Source organism: Mucilaginibacter sp. (assembly GCF_965277465.1).
In the GTDB taxonomy this organism is placed as follows: domain Bacteria; phylum Bacteroidota; class Bacteroidia; order Sphingobacteriales; family Sphingobacteriaceae; genus Mucilaginibacter.
Window position 1 is genome coordinate 646,072 of the sequence record NZ_CBDICW010000002.1, and the last position, 18,485, is coordinate 664,556.

The window sequence follows — 18,485 nt, forward strand, 5'->3', positions numbered from 1 at the left end:
GTTGAAGTCGACGGACATTTATAGGTATAGCCTAATAGGCAATGATACTTACATACTGATTGCGTGTAACTTATTTGGAGGTAATTAGTTCTTCTCTTAGCAAATAAGCCAGCGGCGACCCCCAACTAATCAACTTTTCAATTATTGACAAATAAGAAGCTTTTAACTGCTCGTCGGCTTTGATCACCTCCCCTTGGTCGAAAAAGGCTTTTTGAACAAACTTCTCACCGATTTTCAAATCGAGTACCTTATCTGAGAGAAGCATTTGAGCCACCCATTGGATCGATTCGGGCATAAACTGCCGGAAGCCGATACCTGCCAAGAATTTAACGGTCACGTTGATCCGGTTAAACCCGTAATTGAAAATAAATTCTTTATACATGGCCTTTTTGCCATCCAGTACCCACCAATTCTCGGAGTTTTCGGTCCAGTCCAGATCAAGGAACAACAGGTCAAAATATAGGAGGCTTTTGGTTCCTATAGTCCATACGCGCAAGCGATCCCAAAGTTTCCAGAAGCTTTCTATTGTTGTTCCGTCGATGGTTCGTATCATTTGTTTCAAGATGTCAAAAATGTAGCCATTGACCGAATCGCGTTCAAATTTTGCAGCCGTCAGATCAGACCTGCCTAATAATTCATTAAATAATATCAAGGCCCGGTCGGCCGGCTGGTTGAGCAAATACCCTGCATAAAATATCCGCATCGTGATTCTGTTCTGAAAAAACTCATCACGTTGATGATACGTTGGCTGAGCGGAAACAGCGAAATGCTGATCTAAAAGTTGCTTGACGAATTCTTGCTGTCCTGTATCGGCGGTATTTCTTGGGGTGATCTGCAAAGCATCTTTCAGCAGCCATTGTACACCATGGTCAAGTGTGGCGTCAATAAGCTCAGGTGCTTTAATCGTTCCGGCAACAACCTGTTCCAGTACTTCGTTTCTCCAGCTGTCTTGGTCGTCCGGTGGCTCCGGCTCATATATACCAAATTCAAATTCCTCCCGGGCCTGCGCTTCTTTTTGCAAGTCCGATCTTTTATGCCTGATATGTTCCAGGATGCCGTGCCAACAATTCAAAGTCAGGTCGGACCTGTATTCACTCAGGTGGAAGGCGACACCGACCTGCAAATACATTTCTGGTCTTTCTTCCAGGCTGGCGGTCAACATACGGAACAGTAAGGTTTTTGCCTTCAGTTCCATTTCAGGTTCCATTGCTGTTTTAAACAGGAATGAAAAGCCCTCCATTGGGTAATTCTGATCTAAAACATTGGTGCTAAAATCAAGCATATCACGTTTCTTCAGACTCTTTTCCGCGTGTGCGAGTAGCGTGTCCTGGCACCATTTGATTTCTTCCTCATTAAGTTCACTGAGCATGTCACGCAATCCGACCGCAGATAGGGTTCCGGGCGAGGTCATACTTAATATCTCATTACCGGCTGCTGCGAACCCTGACCTCACCTGCCGCCAGATCTCTACGGTTTTTACAACGCCTTCCTTATTCTCAAAAGCCTCTTTAGGCCAAAAGCTGTTTGACGCCGGAACTTCATCAGGGTTAACTTTCCGCATTTCCTGTACCTTCTCGTCATAACCCGGAACAAGTTGCCTGTAATTTTCATAGCCTGGCAAATCCACCGGTTCAAAATTATATTTACGCGCATCCATATCAAACAGGAACTTCTTCCACCAAACATCACGGGAATCTAATGCAGCCCAATACCCATCAAGTATTTCGAAAATCTCCTCATTAAGTTTACCGTAGTAGAAAATATAATGGGCGACGAACCCGATCAGCCCCAAACCATGACGAAGCCTGTGGGGCATTCTGTTGGCAAGTATCCGTTCTTCCTTGCTGACCGGATCGTCTTGATAGGTGTCCCCAGGCATATAGTCGGATGAATGCCGTGACATATCCCATTCCAACAATTTCGGTTCACTGATTAGTCTGACCGATATCTCATCCAACAGGTTCGGATAGGCTTGCAGCACACTGGCTACAACTGCTAATACGCTCACATTATTGGATTCTATAATAAGCCGGTCCAGCGTCTCCTGGCATTGCGCTTGCTTCCCAGATTTCGCCATTTCCAATAAGGCGCGTTCCAAACCCATTAAGATCGAGATAATCAAACGGTTTTGTACGTAGGCACCACGGAACACGCTCCAATAATTGTGCGTGCCATAATAGCTTTTAACCGTCCCCACAAATTGGATTTTGATATTCAAGAGATTCTCACTTTTATTCAGCACCAATTGACGCTGGTTATGAGCGAAGGCTGCATTAAGAAAAGGGAGCACGAAATCCAAGGCTTTTGCCGGGTGGTACCGAAGCATCCAATAAACAAATGTTTGATAGGCACTCGGGGATTCCAATTCGTCTTTCAGGTGATCGTCCAGGCCGAAATCATTCCCATCCGGTTCGTGAATAATCCGCGCGCTCAAGCTGCCAGGAGAATAGGTCTTCGGTTGTGCAGGCCAATCTTCATTGGCGATCTGAATCACGATATCTGGAAAGTATTTTGTCAGCTGATCTGCCGTCAGGCCCTGCGTGGCATAATCGCGAACTGATTCTAAAAGGTCCCTGGCTGTCCAGCGACCTTGATCTTCGTCGGGTTTAAGGGCTGCTTCCAATAGCCTCTGTACCAGCGGCTGTGCCGCTGCTGTCAACTTAAATAATATCCCGGCATATTTCTTCAATAAGGAATCATCGTTTTTTCCTCGTCTGTAAGTACCGAGCTTTTCCTGATAACGGTACAGGAATTCCTCCAGAAGCCAAGCTGCGTCGGCCGCAGCCGGTGGTAGAACGCTGGGATCAAACAGCGGCAGCTGGCTTATCCAGTCCTCTATCACGGCAAGATAACCGAACTCGAAGTTACCCAACGCCAATACTTGTGCGTGGTAGGCGCGAACAAATTGTATGATCTCGTCCCAACCTGAGCCAACCGGCGTAAAGCCGTGGAGATTCTTTTTTTTGAGGTCGAGGTTCTTGCAACTGGTTTTCAGCATTTGGAATACTTTCCGTAATAAAATGCCCTCGTCGGCCAACAGTCGATTATGAAGCGTTTCAATCAACGGTTTAGCATTTGGCGACCTAAGGCTCGCGATTATAACGTCATCCTGCCAATCGGAAGATATCTGGCTATCATCCAAAACCTCCCTGATGAAACCGGCATATTGTATAGGTTCCTGCCGGGCAAGTTCTTCTAACCATAACCTGAAGGCGCGTCTTACGGCAGGGCTTTGCTCCAGTTCCTTTAAAAATTCGCCGGGTGAGCCAGCCTCCTGTCGTTTGAGTTTGATATACCGGATGAGTGCCCAATCTTCTAAAATATCGTGTGTCGGAGCATAACTGTTGGCCAATTCGCCCCTCTCGACCTGAAGAATATGGTCACCGATCAGGCTTTGCAGTATAGGTCTCGTTGCTGTAGAATTGGTGTATAAGGAAAGCTCCTTGGCTCTTTTAAGCGCAAGGTCATAAAACGCCTTTCCTCTTTCTTCGTCGCCGGCTTCTACCACCTGCTCCCACATGATCCTTTTAAAACCTGCTTCATCCAGTTGGTCTACCTGAAGCAGGTGGGGCAATATACGGAGTGCCTTATCCAGGTAGTACGGTGTTCTCAGGAATTCCTGTATCGCGGGGTTCCGGAACAAAACCTCAATAGATGGTTCTTTTTCTCTGACCACCGCCAGTTCGTCATCGGAGAAAGTTTCCAGGCCATGAAACAGATCCCCTTGAGGCAGCTCGAAGTGAAAGTTGATTTTCAGTTTTTGTAATAGATAATCCCTTGTGGTCACAATTAGCGCCAGGCGAGGGTGCTTTTTCATGAGCTGGAGCAAATCATTAAATGCCGCCTTATGCGCCGATTCCAATAGCTTTTCAAAGCTTTCTATCCAAATCACAAGGCGCCCGCCAGTTAACGGGCTATGAAGTAACTGTTCAATAGTAGCCGTATAACCCGCACTGGTAAGTGCCGCGTTAAAGGTCTCCGTGAACAGGTTCTCCGGAGCCAGGGTCAATACCGAACCAAAGCCATCAATCTTCAGCCGGGCGACGAGCTCTTTTGCCATGGCGGATTTACCGACGCCTGGTTTGCCGTGGATCACCACCATGGCATTTTCGGCGAGAATACGGTAAGGAGCCTGAAGGTCACGTGAAATATGAATATCTCCGACGGTCTCGCGGGTCCGGCTGTTGACCTCCTCGCGCTTATTATCCATGGTGCCGAAAGCGCTCAAGATGTCATCATTCAGTTCCGGTCGTACCGGTAAGATGAGCGGAAAACGGTCTGCGGGTATGAGTCTGTTATAGGCCAGCACCTTCGTTGCATTGAAGATATTACCTTCTTCATAACCATGAATGATGCCAACCAGGTAAATATTTCCTTTGGCGTTCACCCATGCGCCGCTACCTGATAAGCCCTCAAGGTTGTCGAGAGCGGCTTGACGAAAGGTATCCAGTTGCTGATTTGAACGCAACAGGAAAAGTCCTTTATCATCTTTTTTATCCTCAATATATTGCAGGTCATATGGCCGGTCATCATTTTGGTCGTTAAAGTCAGCAAATCCCCTAGCGAAATAAGCTTTAAGCGCATCAGCTGTGTCTACAACCGGGCAAAAAAACTCCTTACCCACCAGATCAATGATTCGTTGCTTGGGTAAAACCAGTAAGGCAAGATCGTGTGTATCGTCAGAGACGATGGTAATGTCCGTTTCGGACAATTGGTATTCATGATAGGTTGAGTCATCCGTACGGAATAAACGGTCGATCTTAATATCTTCATTTTTGTAAGTGCCTTTAAGCTCTTTACCCATCAGGCAGTGTTTAGCCGTAAGGACGTATACAACGTCTGCGTTAGGATCCGGGAAGTAGAGTACGCCTGTGCCTACAGCCCCATTACATTCGATTCTTACGGTCGCTAATTGAGAGAACGTTTCATTCATCGGTTAAACTTTCAAAAGGTAAATAATCCAGACTAAGTGGTTCATTTGCGGATCGCGGAAACTCACATTTGAAATTGTATGTTTCCTCCGCATCATGATCGACATCGAACAGCTTAGTAAGCGGCTTGGTATGGTAAGGAAAAACAAAGCTGATCATTTCGTCGCTTGGGGATTCGTTGGTCAGCACCCGTGCCAGGGTTTCTTTATCAGGGTGCGCATTAGCCTCACCATTTCCGGTGACGACGTATTGCGATGTATTAATCAACTGAAGCAATTCCGGGCTTGTGTTAGCCTTACTTCCATGATGCGCTAACTGAACAAATTCAGCGGACAGGGGAAATTTTTCGCTATACCCCAAGTTGCGTAGAGCGGTCACGACATCACCTGGATGACTATCTGCCAATAAAAGAAAATTTAAATTATGATAGGTTACGAGGCAGCTAATGGAGCTACCATTAACGGCATCAGTGTCCTCTGAAAAAGATTTTAATTTTAAGGTTTCAATCGTTTGCTGATAATCGGATTGTGCTGAGGTGCGGCCAAGTTTTCCACCCTTTTCTTCAACTTGCCAAAGCTCCTCGGCGGCCCGGAGTTTGTTTTCGGTTGGCGTTAAAGCTTTGATCTTTAAACCGCTAAGATCGAGTATTCCGGCTTCACCCATGATAGGGGTTTCTGCCAGGAGTCCGTAGGGTTTGAGAAAATCCCTTAATAACACCCCCCGCCGGACTGCCAGTTTTCCATTACCCTCTTTAATAAGTAATGGGGAATGATTGTACCAGAATTTTCTGACTGCGGCAGGCTTATCGATGATCCTTTTGTCAGCGATAAAACCGGTGGTCGCACCGATGTGGTCATCATCAATATGGCTGATCAGCCACAAATCAATACATTCTCCTTCTTTTATAATACTTTTGATTAAAGGTCCGAACGCCATTTTATAGGCGTATCCATAACCTCCATCGATGAGAATATTATGCCACTGTTGATCATTTCCAAAAAAACGTACCCAAATAGCATCTCCTGTACCGACATCAAAGTATTTAAAACTGATCGCATGGTCATTGTTTTCCATAGGCTTGAACTTGGTTCAAATTATCACATCATCAATTGTGCCTATCCTCTGTAAGTGCCATACTGTCAGCGAAATAATGTAAAGCCGCCAACGACGATAGTAATTTCCCAGTCGAGAGGTGTAAAAGATTAGTTTCAATTGCTTTACTCTGGTTGCCAAAGAATGTTATGGCAATGGAGAAGCGCAACGATCAACAAGCCAGTATTTTATTAAAGCCGGTATTACGACGCAACAAGTGCCTTAAAGAAAGTCTGGCAGCCTCGGTTACCTGCCCCGTAAGATGCTTTTATTTATTTTTAGCGATGGAAATATTTCACGTACCCGGCCACATGTCCGCTAACATCTGGTCGATCTTGCCTAACTGTGGCACAATAGGTTTGCCGGGATCTAATGGGGGAAACCTATTTTGCGTGGGGCTAAAAGTAAAATCGGATGCATCGAAGTCCGGGCATTTACTATAGACAGCAAGTTTAACAGGGTCAGTTAATGCATTCAGCAATTTTAATTTTTCCAGTGCCGACCACTTATAAAGAATATCTTCATTTTCCAGCGTCATTATCTGAGGGATAGCGGGATCTGATACCTGAAATGCCCAAGCCACGTATTGGACAGCGTTGAAGATTTTCAAAAAATTAGAAAGGTTGTAATCGACCTGGGATTCGAAACCATGTACGAGTGCATGGCGGTTAAGGTCGTCACTGATTGAGCCCTTCGATGTGTCCATGTATAAATTGTGGCGTAAATAGTCTTCAATCATGCCATACCAGGTTTTTATATATTGGCGTTCGAGGTCAACGAGACGCAAATATTTGCTTTGATCGATATGGCCTGCGTCAAGTTGCGCCTTGAAATCTGGTTCTTTCGTCGCTATATAATCTGCTTCCAGTAGTCCGAAAACTTTGAGCTGATCGCTGGCACGCATGATTTCTCTGTCGGTTTTGCCCCTGATATCGATCATGTATTTCCGGAGGCTACCTTCGATAGCAGGTATCAACAAATGGATGGCGCCTGCGTAGTTATGGGTTACAGCAAGCATGACTGCTTGGTCAATATGAAGTGAAAAGGGTGCTATATAGGTGTTGGTTTTTAGAAGACCATCGATGAAGAACGAGGTTACCCGAAAGTCATAAAATAAATCAGCGAAGATTTGAGTAACGGCAGCTTGTTCGGCCGATGGGTTGTCTGCCAATTTTAACAATCTGTTTAGTTCCGTCATAAACAAATTGGGATGAATGAACATCCAATTGTGAGCCTTCAATTTATCATTGAGGGTTTTAAGTTCCGTGGCTGCGTTTACACGGCCTTGAATTTCGTCTCGTTTCTTTTCGAAATTGATGGGTATGATCATGGGCATATAATTGGATTGCAAATGTCGCGAACTTTTGATTCATTCTGGATCACACCCAATACAACGTTCAACATTATGTTCCTTTTCAGGTTTTGGCTTGCAAGTATTATCTTGTGCCTCAAACGACTAAACTTATCATGACAGGACGTATCGGTATTTTGGCATATGGATCATTGATCGTCGATCCAGGCAATGAAATTGGATCTTTGACGATCGGCAGACTGAACTGTGTTACACCCTTTGCTGTTGAATACGCGCGGCTGAGCAAAAAAAGGGATTACGCGCCAACACTAATACCTGTTGCAACCGGTGGTTGCCCTGTTAATGCAGTGATTTTATTGTTGAAGCCGGAAACTTCGCTTCAAGTTGCGAAAGATATTCTTTGGCGAAGGGAAACCCGTCAGGATGATTTATCCAGGCCTTATCCTGAGCACAAGCCACCAGGTGAAGATAGCGTCAGAGTTGAAGTTATACATAATCTTGCAGGGGTTGAAACTGTGATATACACTTCGATTTCGCGAAATATTTCCGTTGACACGCCAGCTTTCTCGCAGATCAGGCAATCCAATCAATACTTAAACCAGCCGGTGAAAAACAACTCGACGGTGTTCGGTATTTATTGAACGCTAAAAATAGCGGTATAGTAACACCTATGACCTTACCGTACGAGGCGGAAATTCTAAAACGCGCCGGTGCAAAGACGCTGGAGTCGGCGATTAAGATTCTGGAGACCCGGCGTCTTGCGAACCGGGAACTTTGATGTATGCACAAGAATACCTTTGTTTAAGCGAGCGGTCAATTTAATAATCATTAAAGAAGTAGAATTGCGTAATTTTCCGCTTTGCTAATCGAGATACGGTTAACACCATATTTATATTTTTTTCATAACCTAAAAATCTATCATGACTACTGCGGAACGGGTAAAAGCGATGACAGACAGTGCAAAATTTGAAACGCTCGCAGGAGCGGTCATTCGTCAATTATACCCCGAAATGAAACATATGATAATTGGGGGCATCAATGCCAGCGGTGAAACTGTAAAAGGACCGCTAGATGCATTCCTCAAGGTAGCTGACAATCGGTATGTCTTTATAGAATACACTATGGATGACACAGACCTGGAAGGCAAGTGGCTGTTTGATGATTCAGTGCCTACCCGTAAAGGTACGCCACCTAAAAAGCCTAAGGGAGACCTTTTGAAAGCAGTGGAAAATTTCAACACCATTAATAGTACCTACCCAGAGGCTGAGCTTACCGTATATTTAGTTACCAACCAGAGCGTAAGCGCCGCCCTTTGGACCAAAGTAGAATTGAAGGCCGCAGATCTTGATGTTGGTGTTAAACAAGTCGAACTTTCCGTTATCAGTAATTTTCTGGATGGAGAGCCTATCGGCCAGTATCTGCGGGAAGAATTTTTCGGAATAGAAGCCAGGATGATATCCTGGGAGATCATCCAAAAAATTGCGGTAAGCGACTTGAGCCGGTACAAAGCGGATAACTTTCTGGATGATGTACAGGTGAAACGGGAACAAGCCGAGGCGATCAGGGGCCAATTCTTCCTCAAACTGGTTGCCGTTGATTTTATTGTTGCGGAATCAGGAATGGGTAAAACCAGCTTGTGTTATGACCTGATGTCTACTGTTGGCGACGATCAATTGGCTTTTCACATTCAACCGCAATTTATCGAGTCAGCACCTGGAATTCTTGATGCATTGATGTCGCATTTATTACAATATAATTCGGTCATACATCAATCGGTTGATATGCTGTCAAAAGCGCTGGAAAATAAACAGGTATTGTTGATTGTCGACGATGTTAACAGATCCGCTAACGTTCCTCAATTGCTGAGCAGGTTACTAAGCTTTGTGAAGGAGGAAAGTCGTGCGACAAAAAAAGAGAAAGAAAAAGAAAAGTATCACATTCAAATCATATGTCCGCTTTGGACAAGACATTTTCAAAACTTACAGGGTAAAGGTCAAGACAAGGTTGTGTACGGTAAACATTTTATCGGTCATTTTTCAGACGCGGAAGCCCTGGATTATACGAGGATGAAAATGGTCGGGGTTGCATTGAGCTTATCAGATTTGGAGCAAAAAAACATCGCAGCAAATTTAAATAACGACCCTCTGCTCATGGCCTTGTTTTTCCAGGGGCCAACGAGGGACAAATACGCCATCGGTATTGGAATAAACCAGGCTATAGAGATATTTTTCAATGATCAATTAAGCACTCTCGAAAATAAAAAGGGGGTTCCGATCGCCATTCAGCAAAGAGCCATAACCAAGCTTGCATCAGCAATGCTTGTGGAGCGTCAGTTCAATCCCGATTTGCAGTTTATTGAAAAGCACCTTTCTTCAACCGAATTGGGAGATGCGCTCCAGATCGGTGCGGAGAAGCAGCTCTTTTCCTTTGATGAGAAAGGCTTTATTTATTTTCGTCATGACCGGGTTCGTGACTTCATTTTGAGCAATGCGTTGTCCGTCATCATAACTGAGTCAGACCCATCACACATAGAGATTTTATCTGATCCATATTATGCAGAGTTAATAGGGCAAGCTATTGCTTTACATGAGGCGGATGTGCCGAAGCTGGAGCACTTTATTAAAAAATTACCAGTTGCAGTTTACACAAGCCTTTTATTTTTAGATCAAGAGTCTGCCTATTATCAAAGAGTTTTTCAATTACTTAGAAATTGGAATACGAACGGGAATAGTGGATCAATAACTGAATTAGAGCGTTATGAAATCGCCAGAATATTATTAACCCATAGCCTGAAAGGGGCATCAGACCTATGTACTGTCGTCAAAGATCAGCAGGACTTTTCGTTGATAAAATTCAGGAGCGGTGATATTAATGGGGCGTTAGGTTACTTTAAAGTCATGTTCAGTATGGAACCGTACATCGGTTACGATGTTCGTAAACAGATATTTGATCACGTAAATCACCAGCACCGACAAAATATCGAGAATCAATTGGCGAACCTGTTGGGCTCAACGGCCTTAAATGAGTTGACCGTGATAAGCGGTTACCTGCTCGTTGGTTACTTTAAATTTGAAAATCTGCTGGTAAAGGCCTATCAAATTTGGGTAACCGTCCAGGCAAGGCAACTGGAATATTTTTCATTCATGTTTTGGGCAGCTTTGAATTCTTTTACCTTAAAAACCACTAATATTTTGACTGATTTGATTGGTAAGTGGGATGGCTTGCCGAAAGGTTTGGGTTTTAGCGGCTCAAATAAACCAGAGCGTGATGCCGTCTTAGCAAACGTCGGCAATCACAAATGGTCATTTTCAGAAGATCAATTAGATATCCTAATCAGTTTAACTACACCTGCTGAACAACAGATCGTCAACCAGTTATTGGGAGAGTACGATCATCCGAAGGCAATCGGTTATATTGTTGGCCGGCTCGCACATAAAAGGGATCTTGCTGGTAAACGAGGGGCTTTTCAAGATGACCGCTGGAAATTCAGCAAAGCAAAGAGAAGGCTGTCCTCTTCAAGCCAGCACTTTTTAGTTGACCGTTGGAGAAATAAGACACATTCCGATTCAGAACGGATCATTGCATTTAAGTACTGGAACGATAATAATCCAGGGGCTTCCAAACTTAACCTATTAAAGGCAATTGCCATTGACGACTTGCTCTATCCTCAGGCGATTTATGACAGAATGCACGCTGGTGATCAGTCTATATCTGCGGAGATTAGAACTTTAATTCTTAATAAGCCATTCCTGATATGGTATCTTGATCAGATATGGAACGAAGAAAATAAGAAGTTTTTGCTAGATTATTTGAATTCCGTAGATGTTGAGAGAATTGAAAAGGAAGAGATTGGCTACTTGCTACGGGAATTATTAGCTAATATCTCCGGAGAAGATGCCCGGGAACTCCTCAACGCAACCTGGAACAAGTTCATCAACCATCCCGTTATTTTTGAGACCGCTCTGTACATCGGAGATGAAGAGATGCTTAAAAAGGCAGATCAATACTTATTAACCGTCAGCAACAAGGAAGCTTTTTTTGAACACATTACGTCTGTTTTTAAGCTGCATGAAAAAACCGAAACAATTAGTTATAAAAGGTTTCAAGCCCTTGAGCCTTATTTAGCGTTCATGAAAGATAATACGCGTTGGTTTCTGGCGCAGGGCCTTCGCAGAAGTGGTATGGAAGATTTGGCTATTAAAGTGGTTTATCCCGTGCTTAGTGATGAAAAGAAGAAGGATTTTGCGCCAACCAATGACGATTTAGTAAGTGAGTTGCAGGACATTGCTAAAGATCACAATTGGCACATGACACTCGATCATAACTGGATTGACAAACTGCCGGAACGTGGGGTATCTGATGACCGATTGATAGAGGTTCTGATTGAATTTTGCGATGTGGAGCATTCGTTATTTGGGCTATTAGCGTTGGGAAGATGCCTCGAAAAGCGAGGCAAGCGTGCTGATGTACCCCTGCTAGACCTTTATGAAGTGAAACCAAGAACTATTTTAACAGAACCCGAAGATATAATCAATGAATACCGATACAGCATTAAGCGAACTACGTTGCTTTAATGGCGCGCAAGAAAGCAATAATTTTAATTGGAGCCCATCTGAGTAAGTTCGCCAGTGAGCCCATCGGCCGATTTACAAAACTAAATCCAAGTAATAGAAATGTGAAGTATGCGAACGAACTGGGGCTGTATTAGTTGGAAACATAACGAAAGCATACTTGGATTCACTACATTTACAATTGAACATTTCATGGTTTACCTGGCAATTGATACAGACGTATGGCTGCACCTGGCGGCGACGGGCTTTGATAAGGAACAAAACCTTTTCGATGAGCTTTGCTATTGGATCGAAGCGAGCGAAGTCAAGTGTATAGTGCCGGACCAAATCGTAAGGGAATGGCAACGTAACCAAGAAGATAAGATTAAAAGGATTCAAATGGCCATCAACGCTTCTGCGGGCGAACTGCAACAGGTTGTTAGAGATGATCACTTACTGAATAAACTTTTTAGCGCGAGAAACTTTGAGTCGGTGTGCCGTAGCCGGGTAGCACGAATAGAAAAATTGTTTAAAGACCACGTCTTGATCGCCCCGGTAACTGATGAGGTAATGATCGCTGCAGGTCAGCGTACGTTGGAACGGATCGCACCAAGCCACGGAAAAGACAGTTATAGCGATGCCGTAAATATTCTGGCAATCTCAGCATACATTCAGGCGCAGGGTCTTTCCCCGGCTTACTTTAATTCACATAATCACAGCGATTATTCTGCAGTTGGTGATAAGAAGGTTTTACACCCCGACTTGGAGCTACTATTCAGCGATGCCGGGTTGACTTATGTTACAGATGTCAATTATTTATTTTACCAGTTACTAAGGCCACAGTTATCCTCTTTTAGTGAACATTTGGCAGCTCAAAAAAATGCGATAATGGAGCAGCAGGAAATTGTTGCTGAAATGCGCCGGTCGGAATTGGCAAATGCTGATGAAGATTATATTGGCAATGTCGCCATGATGGAGCAGGTGTTGGCTTTGGCCAAACCTACCCAATTTCAGTTCCAGATGATCGGGCAGTTGATCGATAATGATGTCAATTGCCGGAAGTATTTTTTTGGACATGTAGACAAACCTGTATGGCTTCCATTCTTTGAGGAGCGCGGTTTACTAGATCCAGGTCGTCACCCCGTTCCGGGTTCGGATGGACGGATGGCTACTTGGGAGCCCCTGCCTTTTTTGGAGCGTCTATCACAGCAGGTAAAGAGCGGTACCGCGCCAGGAACTATACCCACCTTCTTACTGGCGCAAGTTCGTGCGGTTTCTGCTGCCAGAGTCGATAATGATTACACGTTCTCGGTGCTGATACGGGTGTTGGCAAATCTGCCAAACGATGTGTTGACGGATGAAGTTTTGGACCTCCTTCCGTCTTTGTTTAGTGAACATACTAATCGGATGTTTCCGTCGTCTGCAGTTGGGGAGCACCTGCTTCCTAAATTCATCCGGGAAGACGCGAACGAAGGTGATATTGCCAAAGGCGAACGCATACTGCATTTTTTGCTTGGTTTGAATTTGAAGGGTATGGAATTGGACAATACCGCGGAAAAATCAGAAACGAGTTTTTACGGCAATGCATATCCCTGGCAACTGACTGAAACGCTGATACGCAAGGAATTGATCAAGTTAGTAGCGAAACATTGTTCACCGGACCTATTCCTGTTCTTTGCGCGTAATATCAAGTTGCTGATTCTGGATTATCCTAAAGGGCTACAGATCCCCGTGCAGTTCAAAGGCGCAGAAACGAAAGTTAAGGTCACAGTTGTTTTGCCCTCAGCACATTTCCGGCTGATAGATCCGGTGACGGAGCAGGTTGTTGCTGAGGAAACCTTAATTAACATCGAAGGTTTGTCTCGCGAGGATTTACGTTTGTCAGTAATTGGCTTGCTTGAAAAGTTGGGTTTGACCATTGGTCTGAATGAGGAAGTGGAAAACCGGTTAGCAGGGCTCACATTTGCATTGACGGTGGACCGGCTTTCAACAGCGCACAGTGACGCGATCGCGGAAATGGATATTGATCACTACCACAGTAAACATTTCCGAGGTTTGTATGCAACAATTTTGGTCACTTACCTGGACGAGATTAGTCAGGTATTACCTAGACGCGCGGTGGAATTGAGCCAAAAGCTTTTTTACGATCCTGAATACCGATTACCATTTTTCCGGCGGATGGTCTTGCATAATCTAGGGGCGCATTTTAATACACAGCGTGAACTGCTGCCACTGATCTTTTCGCCGGATGACCCTGAGGGTTTATTCGGAGACCATATTTACCGTGCCGATGTTTTTGGGATGTTGCGAACGATCCAATTTCAGCTAAATGAGGCGGAACGGTCCTTATTGTCGGCGATCCTACAAGCCGGGCCGAAAAACGATGAAAACCGGACTTCAGAATCGGTAGCCTATTGGCAGTTTCGCTGGTATTCTGCATTGGAGCAAACGGATCCTTTTGCCGCGCGGTACAGGGAATTAAGCGAGGAAATGCAAATGGACAGTAGCCAAGTCGACCCAAACCGAGCCATCCGTTTCAGGAGCGGTTCACTGCCGCCCCTTAGTGTAGAAGAGCTACTTGGGATGGACGACCAGGGTATCGCAGATTATTTGTTTGCATTTGAGGTAAAGGACCGCTGGGAAGGGCCAAACATCGAAGGTCTGTCAGATATCTTTAAGCAGGCGGTTTTAGCACAGCCGTTGCGTTTTATCAATTCACTAGATAAATTTATAGTTATCCCTTATATCTATGTGTATCATTTGCTTTATGCACTGTTGGATGTAGGGCGGAAAGATAATGCTGGTTTTGACTGGTGTGTGGTTATTAGGTTTTGCTGGGCTTATGTCAGCCAGGCTGATTTTATGTCGGAATGCCGGAAGTTGCCCGGAGATGGCTGGAAAGCGGATCATTTTTGGGTCATGGGTGTAGTCGCTTATTTGTTGAGTGACTTTTCTAATTCGGATGCGATCGAAGGGAAAGCCGAACTGCTGCCAGTTGTGGAAGCTACGCTGGTCACCATGGACACCCATCATTCGCCATCGCATGGATCCGATATCCACGAGCGGGACTATATTTCTCACTTTTACAATTCAGATAACGGGAAATTCCTACGAGCCTGCATGGACTACTGCCTGTGCAAAAACCGCTTGCTTTCATTGGATGAGCCGGTCTTTGCAGACAGGTTCCGGACTATATTTGATAAATACCTGGACGCGGGCTCGATCGATGCTTTGGCCATCTTCGGGAATTACTGGCAGCAATTTAACTACCTTGACCATACTTGGTTCATGAAGCGGCTGGAGAACACCGAAAATCTTGCAGAGTCTGCCTGGGAGGCTTTTATGGGCGGCTTCTTGTTCGCCCGGGCGCCCAACACAGTAGACATTCTGCTGCTCGTCGCCCCGTCGTATAAACGGGCCATCGATCAGCAATTGTTACAGAAGGCCAGTGGGCACAATGGGTTGGCGGCGCAAATGGCGAGCCTTTACCTATGGGATGTCGTGACATTATCGGAAGAAAGTTTGATGACCCGGTATCTAAACAGGATGTCTGCGGACGGGATCCGGGATCTGCTACATGTGATCTATTTCAGTTCGTCCTACTATGAGGCCTTGAACGAAGATGAGTTTGTTTTTGCAGAGACTAAAGTGCTCGCACTGATCGAGAGGATACAGCAAAGCTATGAGAATGCGGAAGACCCGACATTCCTGGAAATTAGGCGATCTACGGTCAACCTGGTGATGATGGCGCGGAAACTGCATGCGTTGAACACAGCATTGATCGCCGCAGCTGTGCAGTTAGCCTCAAAACAATACCACCATGATGACTTGTTCGAGCCGCTGCGGAAACTGACAGCGCACGGTGAACCATTGGAAACTGCGGCTTATTTAGCGGAGTTACTGCAGCTGATGACTTTCCATAACGGGATATATCTCATTGACCGCGATAAAGAGAATTTAAAGGAAATGATTAAATTTCTTTATGCCAACGATCAAGGCGTTACGGCCAATAAATTGTGTAACCGCCTGATGATCGCTGGTTGCGAGTTTGTTAGGCCCCTGTTTGAAGATTATCATGGTAGGGAAATCGCGAGGTAATTCGGTTTTAGGAATGTTCAGTTAAACCCAAATAAACCTGAACCTGAGAAGAAAGGGAAGTTATTATTCATGTCATGTTTCGTTTACCAGCATGCTAGATGCGTCATTGTTGAGTAAAGAACACTTGCAAATATAGCTTACTGACAATAAAGATTTTAGAGCTTAGATTCTGAATCTTAGCTGTTTGGAACTCTACATTTCTGTTATCAATAAAGGATAACTGAACATTATAAATTGGCGAGTAATGAAAGCCATGTTTTGTCGTACAAAAACGAATTATCACATCGAGCCATCAATCCGTTTAAAGCTTCTTATAGACACTACCAACATATTTAAGTTGTCAAAGAGATAAACTAATCCCATTCATCTTTGCGCCATAAAAGTTTATACTATGGCATCACAAATTGTCCCGGAGAAAAATATTTCTAATCCTTCAACTCTAAAAATAGGAAAGGAAATCAAAGCAAGTGTTACTTCAGCATATTTTCCAAATACCACTTACTTCATAGTCATACCCCATTTGAAGAACTGGTGCGTTCAGCACCAGTTCTCAATGAATAAGTTCTCAATGAATAAGTTCTCAATGAATAAGTTCTCAATGAATAAGTTCTCAATGAATAAGTTCTCATTGAATAAGCGCTCACTGAATAAGTTCTCATTGAACAAGTTCTCACTAAATGAGTGCATAGGGAATAAGTTCACTCCGAATAGGTTCTCATCGAATGAGTTGACAGCGAATAAGTTCATAGCGAACTGGCTGTCGATTCAATAAATAAAAACACATACCCGCCAGCGAATTAGAGGCGAAAGCCAGTCGAAAAATCACCGGCTAAATGCAAAACGTTTATCAATCGCAGGAAGGAGCAAGTTTGTGTTTTTGCGAAGCAAAAACCTCCCCGGCCTGCGGCACGGGGCAAACTTGCCCTCCGGCTCCCGATGGTCACTGAGGGTAGATAAAAAGATGAAATAATGAAACACGCTACAGATAAAACAATAAAAAATAAAGGCGGCAGACCCGCCTTGAAGATAAAACGCAACACTTCCATCAACGTCAGGCTAACGAGCCTGGAAAGAATTTTGATAGAGGGAAAAGCGAAAAAGGCCAAACTTTCGGCGACAGATTGGTTTAGGAAAGCGGCAAAAAGTGCAAAAGTTCATCCACGCATTACGCCGGAAGACATGAACGTTTTGCACGTATTGGCCGGCATGGCCAATAACCTGAACCAGCTAACTAAACTATCTCACACCTATGGGCTGTTGCGCTTCCAAAAGGATTGCCAAGAATTGATCGCAAGAATTAATGTGGTATTTAACAAATTTAAGGGCGAATGATCGGAAAGGTAATGACCGGTAGAAGCTTTGGCGGAGTTGTTAGATATAACCTGCAAAAGGACGACGCACGTGTACTTTTTGTCCGGGGTACGCGGATGGATAGCATTCAAAGTATCATTGACGACTTTAACCTGCAACGAAAGTTAAATAAAGCTCTAGGTAAAGCCGTCGGTCATATCGCTATAAGTTGGAGCGCATATGACAGAAACAAGCTGACGCCGGAAATCATGGTCGAACGTGCACAGGAGTATATGAGGCTGATGGATATTAAAAATACCCAGTATATCATCGTTCAACATAATGACAAACCGCACCCACATTTACATATTGTATACAACAGAGTAAGTGATAGCGGCAAAACGATAAGCGATCAGTTTCAAAAGCAGCGTAACCACCGCGTAGCTAAAGAATTGACGATTAAGTATGGTTACTTTATAGCGGGCAACAAAAACGAAGTAAACAGGGAGCAACTGAAAGGCGCAGATAGCTTGAAGTATCAGCTGTATGACATGATAACCAACGAACTTAAAGATACCCGCAACTGGCAGCAACTGGAAGTAGCATTGAACGATAAGGGTATTTCCACCATCTATAAGTACAAAAGCGGTTCAACTGAAGTGCAAGGTGTGAGCTTTTCAAAGGATGAAATTCAATTTAAAGGTTCTCAGCTCGACCGTAGCTTAAGTTATGGGAACATCAATAAACACCTGGTAGCTAATAGTCAACAAGAGACATTAGCAGACGCATTACGTAGAAGTGTAGGCGAAAATAGATCACCTGGCACAAACGCCAGTGGTGCAACTGTGGCACAACCAGACACTGTATCATCAGTAAACTCAGGCCATTGGTTGATCGAAGAACTTGGAAATGGCTTTGTCGGTGGTGTCGACACCGATGATGATGTTTATAAAAGGAAAAAGCGGAATAATAATCAGAACGATAATCAAATGGGCAGGTAGTATTATCATTTTTGTATGAGGAAAAGACGTGGGCATTTCGCCATCCGGCGACCCGGCTTCCGCTGTATCTTCTGCCAAGGATGCCGCTGCAATCCGTAATGCTGAATTGGAAATGAATATATTTAATCGTAATTCACATTGGCCTTTTATAAAAACAACATCAGTCCAAAGGAGATATTGCCTATATCCATTTCCTCAGCTTGACGTACTT

8 protein-coding genes are annotated in these 18,485 nt (G+C 44.3%); 5 read left to right on the forward strand and 3 right to left on the reverse strand.

The annotated features are described in order from the left end of the window. Window positions 1-70 precede the first annotated feature (70 nt). The 3 genes from ACQY4U_RS15245 to ACQY4U_RS15255 form a co-directional block, all read right to left on the reverse strand. Window positions 71-4,804, reverse strand: a complete 4,734-nt coding sequence (locus ACQY4U_RS15245) for a hypothetical protein (protein WP_428330302.1) — start codon at window positions 4,802-4,804, stop codon at window positions 71-73. Window positions 4,805-4,925: 121 nt separating this feature from the next. Next, window positions 4,926-6,005 (reverse strand): ComEC/Rec2 family competence protein, encoded by a 1,080-nt coding sequence (locus ACQY4U_RS15250; RefSeq protein WP_428330303.1) that lies wholly within the window; start codon window positions 6,003-6,005, stop codon window positions 4,926-4,928. A 313-nt stretch (window positions 6,006-6,318) separates the two neighbouring features. After that, window positions 6,319-7,353 (reverse strand): hypothetical protein, encoded by a 1,035-nt coding sequence (locus tag ACQY4U_RS15255; RefSeq protein ID WP_428330304.1) that lies wholly within the window; start codon window positions 7,351-7,353, stop codon window positions 6,319-6,321. A 137-nt stretch (window positions 7,354-7,490) separates the two neighbouring features. Between ACQY4U_RS15255 and ACQY4U_RS15260 the strand changes: the two genes are divergently transcribed. The 5 genes from ACQY4U_RS15260 (at window position 7,491) to ACQY4U_RS15280 (ending at window position 18,274) form a co-directional block, all read left to right on the forward strand. Then, window positions 7,491-7,976, forward strand: a complete 486-nt coding sequence (locus tag ACQY4U_RS15260; RefSeq protein WP_428330305.1) for a hypothetical protein — start codon at window positions 7,491-7,493, stop codon at window positions 7,974-7,976. A 279-nt stretch (window positions 7,977-8,255) separates the two neighbouring features. Further along, on the forward strand, window positions 8,256-11,909 hold the full coding sequence (locus tag ACQY4U_RS15265; RefSeq protein WP_428330306.1) for a hypothetical protein: 3,654 nt from the start codon (window positions 8,256-8,258) through the stop codon (window positions 11,907-11,909). Window positions 11,910-12,017: 108 nt separating this feature from the next. After that, a complete protein-coding gene (locus tag ACQY4U_RS15270; protein WP_428330307.1) occupies window positions 12,018-15,983 on the forward strand; it encodes a PIN domain-containing protein in 3,966 nt (1,321 codons plus the stop codon). 969 nt (window positions 15,984-16,952) lie between these two features. Continuing rightward, the gene (locus ACQY4U_RS15275; protein WP_428330308.1) at window positions 16,953-17,315 is read left to right on the forward strand and encodes a plasmid mobilization protein; all 363 of its coding nucleotides are present in this window, start codon (window positions 16,953-16,955) and stop codon (window positions 17,313-17,315) included. Continuing rightward, complete coding sequence (locus ACQY4U_RS15280; protein WP_428330309.1) at window positions 17,312-18,274, forward strand: relaxase/mobilization nuclease domain-containing protein; 963 nt, start codon at window positions 17,312-17,314, stop codon at window positions 18,272-18,274. Before ACQY4U_RS15275 ends, ACQY4U_RS15280 begins: the two co-directional genes overlap by 4 nt. The last annotated feature ends 211 nt before the right edge of the window (window positions 18,275-18,485 follow it).